Annotated in this window: 12 protein-coding genes and 1 pseudogene; 9 read left to right on the forward strand and 4 right to left on the reverse strand. The window is 47.2% G+C overall.

Annotation, left to right across the window (positions count from 1 at the left end; all coding sequences use genetic code 11):
* Positions 1–63: 63 nt before the first annotated feature.
* A complete protein-coding gene (locus HUN05_12535; protein WDP85860.1) occupies positions 64–414 on the reverse strand; it encodes a cytochrome c family protein in 351 nt (116 codons plus the stop codon).
* Positions 415–426: 12 nt separating this feature from the next.
* Positions 427–1527: a sulfurtransferase gene (locus tag HUN05_12540; GenBank protein WDP85861.1), complete on the reverse strand. Its 1101-nt coding sequence runs from the start codon at positions 1525–1527 to the stop codon at positions 427–429.
* 283 nt (positions 1528–1810) lie between these two features.
* Here HUN05_12540 and HUN05_12545 point away from each other — a divergent pair.
* From HUN05_12545 to HUN05_12560, 4 genes and pseudogenes are all read left to right on the forward strand, one after another.
* Positions 1811–3188, forward strand: a pseudogene (locus HUN05_12545) (sigma 54-interacting transcriptional regulator).
* A gap of 343 nt (positions 3189–3531) precedes the next feature.
* The gene (locus tag HUN05_12550; GenBank protein ID WDP85862.1) at positions 3532–4056 is read left to right on the forward strand and encodes a thioredoxin fold domain-containing protein; all 525 of its coding nucleotides are present in this window, start codon (positions 3532–3534) and stop codon (positions 4054–4056) included.
* Between the two features lie 44 nt (positions 4057–4100).
* The gene (locus HUN05_12555; protein ID WDP88047.1) at positions 4101–5060 is read left to right on the forward strand and encodes a 4Fe-4S dicluster domain-containing protein; all 960 of its coding nucleotides are present in this window, start codon (positions 4101–4103) and stop codon (positions 5058–5060) included.
* Complete coding sequence (locus tag HUN05_12560) at positions 5060–5500, forward strand: hypothetical protein (protein WDP85863.1); 441 nt, start codon at positions 5060–5062, stop codon at positions 5498–5500. Before HUN05_12555 ends, HUN05_12560 begins: the two co-directional genes overlap by 1 nt.
* Positions 5501–5869: 369 nt before the next feature.
* Here HUN05_12560 and HUN05_12565 read toward each other — a convergent pair whose 3' ends face one another.
* A complete protein-coding gene (locus tag HUN05_12565; GenBank protein ID WDP85864.1) occupies positions 5870–7081 on the reverse strand; it encodes an IS256 family transposase in 1212 nt (403 codons plus the stop codon).
* Positions 7082–7480: 399 nt separating this feature from the next.
* On the reverse strand, positions 7481–8272 hold the full coding sequence (locus tag HUN05_12570; protein ID WDP85865.1) for an EamA family transporter: 792 nt from the start codon (positions 8270–8272) through the stop codon (positions 7481–7483).
* A gap of 107 nt (positions 8273–8379) precedes the next feature.
* Between HUN05_12570 and HUN05_12575 the strand changes: the two genes are divergently transcribed.
* From HUN05_12575 to HUN05_12595, 5 genes are all read left to right on the forward strand, one after another.
* The gene (locus tag HUN05_12575; protein WDP85866.1) at positions 8380–9186 is read left to right on the forward strand and encodes an SAM-dependent chlorinase/fluorinase; all 807 of its coding nucleotides are present in this window, start codon (positions 8380–8382) and stop codon (positions 9184–9186) included.
* A gap of 93 nt (positions 9187–9279) precedes the next feature.
* The gene (gene mtnP / locus HUN05_12580) at positions 9280–10044 is read left to right on the forward strand and encodes an S-methyl-5'-thioadenosine phosphorylase (GenBank protein WDP88048.1); all 765 of its coding nucleotides are present in this window, start codon (positions 9280–9282) and stop codon (positions 10042–10044) included.
* Positions 10045–10049: 5 nt separating this feature from the next.
* On the forward strand, positions 10050–10571 hold the full coding sequence (locus tag HUN05_12585; protein ID WDP85867.1) for an adenine phosphoribosyltransferase: 522 nt from the start codon (positions 10050–10052) through the stop codon (positions 10569–10571).
* A 135-nt stretch (positions 10572–10706) separates the two neighbouring features.
* Positions 10707–11057 (forward strand): hypothetical protein, encoded by a 351-nt coding sequence (locus HUN05_12590; protein WDP85868.1) that lies wholly within the window; start codon positions 10707–10709, stop codon positions 11055–11057.
* Positions 11058–11215: 158 nt separating this feature from the next.
* The gene (locus HUN05_12595; GenBank protein WDP85869.1) at positions 11216–11581 is read left to right on the forward strand and encodes a cytoplasmic protein; all 366 of its coding nucleotides are present in this window, start codon (positions 11216–11218) and stop codon (positions 11579–11581) included.
* Positions 11582–11639: the final 58 nt, after the last annotated feature.

Here is an 11639-nt window from a genome sequence, read left to right on the forward strand (position 1 = left end):
CAATAAAATAGATATTGCCCTGTGCAGGCCGGGTACACCTGCACAGGACTTTAGATCAATGGTTTATTTACATGTTGCCGGGGTGGGGGAGTCTGCTGCAAAACTGTAAAAATAGGAGTAGATATCTAAAATATCCTTGTCCGAAGCATTGGCCCACTCCTGGTCACATCCAAAGGCTGAAAAGTCTTTGCCTTCAAAAATGGCTTTCCATTCAGCCTGTTTTTTATCTGCAGGGCTGACCGTTGGGGAGTCGGAGTCCACAGCACCCCTTTCAAAACATGCCTTGACCAGTTTGCGATAGGTGTACTTTCCTTTTCTTTTGTTTCCGTTGGGTCCCTCATCGGCAAAGACAACAGCAACAGATCCCAGGGTGAAACATACCAGCACAGCAGCAATCAATATTTTTTTAAGCATTGATACTCTCCTTTAATTTTTCTTTATGGTGTAAGAACCGTCTTTTTTAAAATCAATGGTGGCTTCCACATAGTAGACTTCTATCGCTTCTCTGACATCTTTGACCATGTAATAGGCTTCCCCGCTTCTGGCTCCGGTGGAGCAGACAAAGACAATGGGCTTGTCAGAGGGAAGGTCTTTGATCTTGGGCTCCAATACTTCTGTGGGGATATTGACGGCCGTCTTAAAATGGCCCTTGGCAAACTCATCGGCATCCCGGGCATCAATGAGGAGGATGGATCCGGGATCTTTTTCGATTATGCTTTTAAACCTGTCAAGGTCAATGGAGCCTTCCACATCCCCGGCTTGGACGGCCACGGCTGCATTATCCCCGCCGAATTTTGCCTTCCAGTCGGGGTATCCCCGGGTAAATACCGTTACATTTTTATATCCCAGGACAAGGGCCCGGGCAGCAGATTTGTGGCTTAGCTTGCATTTTAACCCGCCGCAATAAAAGATAATCGGAGTTTCAAGGTCCCTGGGCAGCTTCCCTTTAAGGGTGTCAAACTGGGAAAAGGGGATGTTGATGGCTGTGGGGATATGACCCTTGTCAAATTTGGGTTTTTGGGGTCTTGCATCCACAATAATGGTGTTGTTTGCAGCGATCTGGACAGCCACCTGCTCAGCAGAGATTGCCGGATAGGCACCGGGCTGTTTCTTGTATTCGGGAAATCCTTTGGCAAACACCTTTACATTGGTATAGCCCAGAGCCGCAGCTTTTTTAGCAGATTTGTGACTCAGCTTGCATTTTACTCCGCCGCAATAATAGATGAGCAAGGTGGCCTTATCCTTTGGCAGCATATTGATTTTTTTATCAAATTCAGAAAAGGGAATGGACACGGCCCCCGGGATAAACCCCTTAATATATTTGGGCTTGTAGGGTCTTGCATCAATGATCATCACATCCTCGTCCATGGGCACTGAGATTTTGGACATAACGAAATCCACTTCCACGATATCGTCAAACATCCAGGCCTCTTTTGCCTGGGCAGGGGATAGCATGAAAATGAAGGCCAGAATCATCAGGCCTGCAGCCAGACCGGCGGTCAATGATTTGTTTGTGTTAGGTTTCATTCTGTCTCCTAGGTAAATAAGGTTAATGGGTTTTAGGCTCAGGTGTTAACTTTAGTTTTTAATTAAATGGACAAATATATCAATTATTGAACAGGCCATTAGAGTTAGCAAAGGTTGTGCCAAACAGGTTTGAAGATCTATGAATTGGAGATAATATCCTTATATTAAAGAATAAAATTAAAGGCTGCAACCTTTTTCCCCTGACGGTCTTTAAAAAACTTGCCTGAATGTTAATGCTGTGTTGAACTTTATGTTCAATGCTGTTAACTATAAGGACCTGTGTATGGATATCGGACCCCAGTGGCGTCACATCATTGATTCTGTTCAAGAGGGCATTATTATTGTGGATGCCCATGGCAATTTTCTTGCGGCCAATGAATCGGCACAGCTCATGACAGGGTATTTGGAAAAAGATCTTAAAGGCCGTTCCTGCCGGCTGCTCAACTGCACAGGATGTGAAATCCGGGGCAAAGGGCCGGGCAAGAACTGGTGTGACCTTTTTTCCGCAGGCATTGTCCGGGAAAAAAAATGCGTGATCACTTCTGCCGCCCACCAGACCATCCCCATTGTTAAAACCGCCAGGGTGCTGTATGGCCAGAAGGGTGAAATCCTCGGAGCCGTGGAGACCCTGAAGGATATTTCGGAAAATATTAACTATAAGAACGAACTGGCCTCTATCAGACGGATGTATCATATTGACGACGGATTTCACGGAATCATCGGCCGAACGCCAGTGATGATGAATTTATTTGAGCATATACAAAGCGTGGCCGCCTTGGATACCCCGGTGATGATTTTGGGGGAAAGCGGCACGGGCAAGGAAATGGTGGCCAAGGCCCTGCATGAAACCGGAAACCGGGCAGACACCCCTTTTATCAAGGTCAACTGTGCTGCCCTGAGTGAAAGCATTCTGGAAAGTGAATTGTTCGGTCATGTCAAAGGGGCTTATACCGGTGCGGACACTTGAGGCTGCCCACAAAGGAACAATTTTTTTAGATGAAATCGGGGATATTCCGCTGTCGGTTCAGGTCAAGCTCCTTCGGGTGCTTGAAGAGCGGATGATTCAGCGGGGGGGGGGAAACAAGTCCATTCCCATTGATGTCAGGATTATCACAGCCACGAACAAGGATCTTGAAGAGATGATCGCCCAGGGAAGGTTCAGGGAGGATTTGTATTTCAGGATCAATGTCTTTCCCCTGGTCTGCCCCCCCCTGCGCCAGAGAAAAGAGGATATCACTTTGATTATCCAGCATGTTATTGCCATCCATGCAAACAAGACCGGGAAAAATATCCTTGGATTTGCTCCGGAAGCCATGCGCTGTATGGTCTCTTATCCCTGGCCGGGCAATATCCGGGAGTTGAAAAATACCGTGGAATACGCCTTTGTTCTGGCCAGGGGCAAGGCGGTCAGACCGGAACATCTGCCTGAAAAGCTCCTTGGGGGTAACCCCCTTTCTAAGGTGCCTTCCACCGGAAAAGAAAGATTTGAATCAGGCAGGGCAACCCTGTTGGAGATCGGCAAAGACCAGCGCCTGGAATTGATTGATGCCCTTCAATGGGCCCAGGGCAACCAGACCCGGGCCGCATCGATTTTAGGGGTATCCCGGGTCACCGTATGGAAGCGGATGAAAAAATACAAGATCAAAATGACACCCGGGTGATGAACAACAGGTGTCGCCCATTAGAAAATTTATTGATGGGCAGATCTAATCATCAGGGGGGTAGGTTTCAAAACCCCGGGACCTGGTTGACTCTTTTTTATCCAAGGGTTTTATGATAGTTTTATTTTTAACACATGAAAGACCAGGTTAACACTTGATTAACATTTATGAAAAGATGAACCAAGGACGCTAAAGATCAAGGGCGGTACTGACAAAATTAAGCTGATTTGAATTACTGGCATCATCTTTGCTGTATCTAAAGTAGACGGTGCCTGCTGAAATGGGCCAGGGGCTTTGACAGGTCAAAGTGCTGGCCATTTGCACGGCAAATAAAGGACTGAGAATGAAAAAAGAAAATGTACTGGTTGTTGCTCTGATTTTGATTGCCCTGGGCGGATTCTATTTGTTTAACCGTTTAAATTCAGGTCAGCCGTCACAGGCTGTGCCGGTTTTTACCGAAAATGCATCTGTTCAGACCGGATCCGCACAGGATATCAACTGGAAAGACTTTACCTCGGGCATGGCCCTGGCACGGGCGGAGCAGAAAAGTGTTTTTCTCTACTTTTATGCGCCCTGGTGCATCTATTGTACCAAATTAAAAAAGACCACATTTAAGGATGCCAGGGTGCTTGAGTATTTAAAACAAAATTTTGTCAGTATCCATGTGGATACCGACAAAAGCCCTTCACTGGCCCAGGACTGGCAGGTCAAAGGCTTGCCCACCATGTTTTTTCTTGACCCGCAGGGAGAAAAAATAAACCGGATGCCCGGATATGTGGATGCAGGTCAATTGCTTCAGATTTTAAAATATATCCATACCCAAAGCTATACGACCATGGAGTTCCATGAATTTGTAAAACAAGGATAATTCATCCCCGTTGTTCATGGGGGTGGATGAAAGAAGGTGAATCCATGTCAGATAAATTGTCCAGACGGGCCTTTTTAAAAGGCAGTATTCTTTCTGTCGGCTCTGTTGCGGCATCCGCCTCTGTGGTAAGTGCCGCTTCAGCCCTTGCCCCTTCGCCCCAGGACCCTCTGGTGACGGTGATTGATATTTCTAAATGCATTGGATGTGAGGATTGTGTCTATGCCTGCAAAGAATCCAACGCCTCAAAATTTCCTTTTCCCCAAAAGCCTTTTCCCCGAATGTTTCCGGACCGGGTCCCCATTGAGGACTGGTCAAATCGCCAGGAGGTCACGGACCGCCTGACCCCCTATAACTGGCTTTATATCCAGCATGCCACGGCCATTGTTGACGGAGAAGAAGTTGAACTTACCATTCCCAGGCGGTGCATGCACTGCAACAATCCTCCCTGTGTGAAACTTTGTCCCTGGGGGGCGGCCAAACAGGAGACCAACGGGCTTTCAAGGATTGATGCCGACATTTGCCTGGGCGGTTCCAAGTGCAACAAGGTTTGCCCCTGGGATGTTCCCCAGCGCCAGACAGGGGTCGGCCTTTACCTGGATATCCTTCCAAATTTTGCCGGAAACGGGGTGATGTACAAGTGCGACCGCTGTTTTCAGAAAATAGAAAAAGGGGAAACACCTGCCTGTATTGAGGCCTGCCCCGAAGATGTACAGACCATTGGCTTAAGATCCAAGATGGTTGCCCTGGCAAAGGCCAGGGCCCAAGAGATGAACGGGTACTTATACGGGCTTGATGAAAACGGGGGCACCAACACCATTTATATTTCCCCGGTACCCTTTGACACCCTTGACCTTGAGACTGGAAAGGGAAAACCCCATATGGATGTTGTGCCGGACCAGATGGCACAAGGGTCACGCCTTGCCCGGGCAATGCTCATTGCTCCCATTGCAGGGATTGCCGCCGCTTTTGGCAAATATTACAGCCGGGTAAAGGAGGATCGCTGATGAATGGGAGGATCAAAAAAACAGTCTATGGATTTATCCTGTTTTTCATTACCCTGACCGGGTTTGCCCAGATGCCTATTTTTAAACGCTATTATATTGCAGATATACCCGGCCTTGGATGGCTGGCCCAATTTTATGTGACCCATGCCATTCACTATATTTTGGCCTTTGTTCTTTTGGGATTTGGACTATATGTTGCAGCAGACGTCCAGCTTAACGGGAAAGGGATTGGTTCTCTTTCGCTGACAGGGCGTTTGCGTACAGGACTTATTTTAGGCTTAATGGTCTCGGGCGGATTCATGGTGGTCAGAAATTTGGCCGGAGTCTATTTCTCCCATACCAGTATCCATCTGATGAACCTGTTTCATGTCGGGTTCTGCATGGCATTGTTAGGGGTGACTTTATTTGCTCTGGTCACCCGGAAAAATTGGACCGTTTAAAAGGCCAGGGTCAAAAAACAGATGGCATCCGTCCGGTTTTTTTTAGCTTATCAAGGATGTTTTACCGGCATAGGCTTTGACGGTTTCAAGATCCGAATGACAGGTCGCCATGAGGATGGTGGATCTCTCTTCTGGGTCAAGACCTTTTTGGGCCTCAAGTTTTCAGATTGTGGACAACACCTCAATACCGCTGATATCGGGAATGTTCAGAATTCTGTGTCACGGTTTCGGTTCCCGGATCTGCCTCAGCGCCAGCGGAAGTAAAAGTCAGGTCCGAGAATGGGCCTTCAATCAGCCACGTCGGAGGAGTTGACTTTTGCTGGAGTGGAGTTCCTGGAACCATCTTTTCCATCTGTAAATAAATCCCTATCAAATTCCCAGCTCTTTATCCAGCCGGCCTTCAAAGAAAATTGCCAACTGGGAAATTGTCAGTGACCAATTTTGAATCGGCATTGTCCATTTTTTACTGGCGTTCTGGATCCCCATGTAAAGCAGCTTTAACAGGCTGTCCTGGTTCGGGAATGATCCCTTTGTTTTGGTCAGTTTTCGAAACTGTCGATGCACAGCCTCAATGGTATTTGTGGTGTATATTATCCGTCGAATCTCTTCTGGATATTTAAAGAAATGACTGAGGCGTTCCCAGTTGTTCCGCCAGGATTTTATCACAATCGGGTATTTGTCATTCCATTTATTTTCCAAGATATCCAGTTCTTCTTCGGCCAGATCCTTATTGACCGCTTTATAAACACGTTTTAGATCTGCCATAAATTCCTTTTTATTTTTGGAACCAACGTATTTCAATGAATTTCGGATCTGGTGGACTACGCAGAGTTGAACTTCTGTGTCCGGGAATATGGTCTCAATGGCCTCGGGAAAACCTTTTAGACCATCAACACAGGCAATCAGGATATCTTTTACCCCTCGGTTTGAAAGGTCTGTTAACACCTGCAGCCAGAAGTTCGCACCCTCATTCTCGGATATGTACAGCCCAAGAACCTCTTTGCGGCCCTCGATATTCACCCCAAGAATTGTGTAAACGGCTTTGCTGCCGACCTTTCCGTTTTCTCGTACTTTATAATGTATGGCATCAAGCCATACGATTGGGTACACATTTTCCAACGGCCTGGCCTGCCATTCTTTGACGGTATGGATGATTTTATCGGTAATGGTGCTCAGAGTGGCATTTGAAATCTCAAGTCCATAGATTTCCTGTAAATGGGAAGCCATATCATTATAACTCATGCCCAGGCCGTAAAGGGCTATTATCTTTCTTTCAATTTCATCGCTGAGCGTTGTCTGATGTTTTTTGACGATCTGTGGAGAGAAGGTTCCGGCCCTGTCACGCGGGGTTTCCAGCTCAAATTTACCATCCAGGGATTTAATGGTCTTTTTGCTTTTTCCATTACGGCGGTTGGCAGAAACTTCCTGCCCGAGATGGGACTCCAACTCTCCTTCAAGAGCAGCTTCAGCAAGATTTTTGATTAATGATGTAAGGACGCCGCCCTTACCTGTGAAGGGTTTACCTTCCTGGATGCCTTTAAGGGCTTTTTGAAAATCAAATTCGGTGTTTTCTTCGGTCATGTCAGTTCTCCTTATTTAGCTGAGTATATCAGCTTTCATTCAACTGACACAGAATTTTGAACGCCCTCGCTGATATCGGGCATGGAAACATCCAGGGAGATTAAATTATAGAGTCTTCATTTTTCAAGGGCGGTGTGGACTACATTGATGGCAGATTCCCCATCCCTGACCCCGTCACACGCCCCAGGCCGGAAAGACATTTTATTATTTTTTTGGCTGATCACTTCGTTATCCACCACAAGAATACGCATATTTTTCTTTGAAATGATTTGAATAATAAATTTAAAAAACGATGCCTAAATTTTTATTTTTTGGGAATGAGTTTTCTTTTTTTTTCGGGAAAAATCGCCAGGGTCAGCCCGGCCAGGACAATTGACGAGGCAATAAAAAAACGCAGGGTCAAAGGCTCTGATAAAAAAAAATTCCGCCTAAACTGGCCAGTATTGGCACGCTCATCTGCACCAAAGCCGCCTGAACGGCCAAAAGGTCCTGTAAGGCCCGGTACCAGACAACGTACCCCCCGGCCGAAGCAACGGCTCCGCTTGCCAGGGCCGCCCCCAGGGTAAATGGATCCGGGCGGGCAAAGCTGCTCTCAAAGGGGCCTCCTAAAACCTTGAAAAAGGCTCCTGCGACCAAGGCAAGAATAAAGGCAGCTGAAAAATTGGCAGCCGTGGTTCCCTGAGGGTTTTTGGCTTTTTGTCCCAAAAGAGAATAGATGCCCCAGGTAACCCCTGAAATCCCCATGAAAAATGCGCCGGACCTGGAGGGCAGGGAGAGGGATGGATAGACCAGCCCTCCAAGTCCTGCTATGGCAATGGCCATGCCCAGAAAGGTTAAAAGATTGGGGCGTTCTCCCTGGCAGATCCCGCCTGCAAACATGGTGATCTGGATTGCGCTGAAAATGATGAGTGCGCCTGTGCCTGTGGAAAGGGTTTGGTAGGCAAATGAAAAAAACAGGGCATAGGCAAAAAGCATGAATGACATACAAAGCGTGGGCCCATTTAAAACAGATTTGAATCTGAAATTTCGGGTGATCAGCATCAGAACCAGCCCACCTGAACCAAGTCTGATCAGGGTAAAAAGTAAAGGATCCATCTGTCCTTTCTCCAGGGCAAACCGGCATAGAACAGAGTTGGCTGCAAAGGCAACCATGGCCACAAGGGTCAGGACAGCAAATTTTTGGCTTATCAATTTTTCACGCGTTTCATTTAACTTTTCAATTTATTTGAGAAGAGGTATATCTCATACCAGGGATTTATGATCTGGAAAAGGAAAAAATTAACCCGGAGGCGATTGTCGTGACCACTCGGAATATACCCATTGTACTGGTCAGTGATTTTGGCCATACAGACCCCTTTGCCGGTATTGTAAAAGGGGTGATCCTCAATATTTGTCCAAACGCTCAACTTGTTGACCTGACCCATGGTATTCGGCCCCAGGATATTTTCCAGGGGGCCTTTGTCTTGTACCGATCCTTTGGCTTTTTTCCCAAAGGCAGTATTTTTTGTGCGGTGGTGGACCCGGGAGTGGGCTCCCAAAGAGCCCCCATTGCCATAAAAACCCGTAACTATTATTTTGTGGGGCCTGACAACGGGCTGCTCTGGCCGGCAGCCAGCGCCGACACCATTGAGACTTGCGTTTGTCTGGACAGGCCTGAATTTTGTCTGGAGCAAATATCAACGACCTTCCATGGTCGGGATATCTTTGCACCCATCGCGGCTTGGATCCGCATGGGTACCCCTTTGCATTTGCTGGGCAGGACCATGGCCTGTCCAAATGAATTTAAATTCCCAGTGCCGAAATTGGAGAGCCAGGGGATGATACTCACGGTACTGGGCCGGGACCGGTTCGGGAACCTGACCTTGAACCTGAAATCTCAGGAATTTGAGTCTGGTTTCAGCGCTTTGTTTTCCCTGGAATTTAAGGGGGTGAAAATCACCCGGGTCTTTGAAACCTATGAACAGGCCCCCAAAGATATTTTCTTTGTTCTGGCCGGGTCTGCAGGGTTCATGGAAGTGGCTTTAAAAAACAGCAGTGCCGCCCGGATGCTCAAGGCCGATGTTTTGGACCGGTTTTTGCTCAAATCCAGAAGAGAACCAGAATAAAAAAGGGAAGGGGTTTCCTGCTTGATAAGCATTAGATATTATGGTAGCCAATTCCTACCTTAAAGGCATATCAACTTGAACAAGGAGAATAACATAATGCAGATCGGCATAATTGGCGGATCAGGGTTGGATGACCCGGATATTTTAACAAACCCGCAGGAAGTTGAAATTCATACCCCCTATGGATCCCCCTCGTCTAAAATCATGTCCGGCAGGATCGGGGATCTTGGTGTGTTTCTTCTGGCCAGGCATGGCAGAAACCATCAGTTCAGTCCGACCCAGGTCAACAACAGGGCCAATATCCATGCCCTTAAAGAGGCAGGTGCCACCCATATCATGGCCACCACGGCCTGCGGCAGCTTAAGGCAGGAAATTGACCGGGGCCATTTTGTTATTCTGGACCAGTTTATTGACTTTACACGGTTTCGTAAAACCAGTTTTGTGGATTCCTTTGAAACGGGTGCGGTTCATACGGCCATGGCACACCCTTTTGACCAAGGTTTGAGGCTGAGCCTGTTTGACTCGGCAAAGGCCCTTGGATTTTTGGTTCACAAATCAGGGTGCGTGGTCACCATTGAAGGGCCTCGATTTTCCACTGTGGCCGAGTCAAAGATGTTTCGACTATGGGGGGCAGATGTGATAAATATGTCAACAGCACCCGAGGCCATGCTGGCCAATGAGGCGGGTCTCCCCTATGCTGCCGTGGCTATGTCAACGGATTATGACTGCTGGAAAGAGGATGAAGACCCGGTCACCTGGGATGACATTTTGGCCGTGTTTAATCAAAATGCAGATAATGTAAAAAGTCTGCTTGTCAAAACCATTGAAGATTTAACCCTTACACAGGAGATCAATTAGACGATATGAACTTGAAAGAGAGCATCAGAAGTATTCCGGGCTGGCCGATCAAAGGCGTTATCTTCAGAGATTTAACCACCTTGATGCAGGATCCTAAAGCATTTGAGCAAGCCTGTGATATCCTTTTTGACCGGTACAAGGACAAGAACATTGACAAAATTGTGGGTATTGATGCCAGGGGCTTTGTCTTTGGCGCGGTTCTGGCCTATAAACTGGGAATCGGTTTTGTACCGGTCCGCAAAAAAGGTAAACTCCCCCATAAAACCCTCCAGGAAAGCTACAGCCTTGAATACGGCAAAGATACCCTTGAAATTCATGAGGACAGCATAGAAACGGGAGAAAAAGTGGTGGTTGTGGATGATTTGATTGCCACAGGCGGTACTGTGGGGGCAACGGTCAAGCTGGTCAACACGCTTGGCGCCGACCTGGTTGAATGTGCCTTTATTGTTGAACTGCCCGATCTTAAAGGAAAAGAGAAGATTCCCGGAACCCCGGTGTTTTCAATCATCGAGTTTGAAGGTGAATAATTTTGCAGTGAAAACACAGGAGGGATTATGGGCGGTTTAAACCTTAAAAAATGCCTGATTTGGGCCTTGGTTTTTTCAGGGATTGCTTGTGGTTGCGCCGGGACCTTTGGGCGCTTGCAACACAATAAGGCCTTGATGGCAGAGTATCATGACAAAAAACTCTCCTCAGATTTAAACTATTATTATTGCGGCAGGTCTTCCATACCCGATGCCGTGGTCGGGATTGATAAATCCTATACATTTGAGGACAAATTCTGGTTCAAGATCGAATCCCGGGAGGATTTGTACGATAAGATCAGAAATTTGAGTGACCTTGAACCCGAACATTCCATGATGTATGCCAAGGATATTCTGGACCCCCAGGGCAGATCCATTGGGACCTGGTTTTCCTTTTACAACACCACCGGTATAAAGGTGGATGAACACGCAGGGGTGATTGAGGTGTTTAGTCCTTATAAACCATCTTCTCGGTTTTCTCCCGGGTGATACATCCAAGGTGAAAAATTAAGTACAATTCATGGCCGGGGCTCTATTTTCTGGATATCTTGAATGGTTTACCCTTGTGCTTGACCTCTTAACAGGATAAAAGTGCAGACCGTCTGCACAGGCAGATGGTTTTTTTAACCCCATAACCGGAGAGATATATGAACGACAACGGCGGTTCGCCCAACAGCATTGATTTTTTGGTCGACAAGGACCATCTTTTTCGTGAACAAACCATCACGGACCTGAAAATTGCCACCATCCGGCAATTGATTCCCATCAAGGCAGACGGGTCAGACGATGCTGACCGGGAACCCATTTTCATCGGCAGTACCCAGTTAGGTACCCCCCAGGGACCCATCCCCATGCAGGCCAAGCTTGAGGCTGCAACCCTTGGACAGGCCATGGATGCCTTCCCCCAGGCCATGGAAGAAGAGACCAAAAAAGTGGTTGAAAATCTCAAACGGATGCACGAACAGCAGAAAAAATCCCAGGATTCCAGAATTATCATGCCGGGGATGCAATAAATCATGGATTGAAAAATGGGGAAGATTGATTCGCTCGTCCTCAAATCCTCCCTTAATA

The sequence above is a fragment of the Desulfobacter sp. genome (assembly GCA_028768545.1).
Classification (GTDB): domain Bacteria; phylum Desulfobacterota; class Desulfobacteria; order Desulfobacterales; family Desulfobacteraceae; genus Desulfobacter.

Bases quoted from the DNA above. Each gene is read 5' to 3' on its own strand.
- HUN05_12535 (WDP85860.1), bottom strand. From the start codon at position 414: ATGCTTAAAAAAATATTGATTGCTGCTGTGCTGGTATGTTTCACCCTG.
- HUN05_12540 (WDP85861.1), bottom strand. From the start codon at position 1,527: ATGAAACCTAACACAAACAAATCATTGACCGCCGGTCTGGCTGCAGGC.
- HUN05_12550 (WDP85862.1), top strand. From the start codon at position 3,532: ATGAAAAAAGAAAATGTACTGGTTGTTGCTCTGATTTTGATTGCCCTG.
- HUN05_12555 (WDP88047.1), top strand. From the start codon at position 4,101: ATGTCAGATAAATTGTCCAGACGGGCCTTTTTAAAAGGCAGTATTCTT.
- HUN05_12560 (WDP85863.1), top strand. From the start codon at position 5,060: ATGAATGGGAGGATCAAAAAAACAGTCTATGGATTTATCCTGTTTTTC.
- HUN05_12565 (WDP85864.1), bottom strand. From the start codon at position 7,081: ATGACCGAAGAAAACACCGAATTTGATTTTCAAAAAGCCCTTAAAGGC.
- HUN05_12585 (WDP85867.1), top strand. From the start codon at position 10,050: ATGAACTTGAAAGAGAGCATCAGAAGTATTCCGGGCTGGCCGATCAAA.
- HUN05_12590 (WDP85868.1), top strand. From the start codon at position 10,707: ATGGCAGAGTATCATGACAAAAAACTCTCCTCAGATTTAAACTATTAT.
- HUN05_12595 (WDP85869.1), top strand. From the start codon at position 11,216: ATGAACGACAACGGCGGTTCGCCCAACAGCATTGATTTTTTGGTCGAC.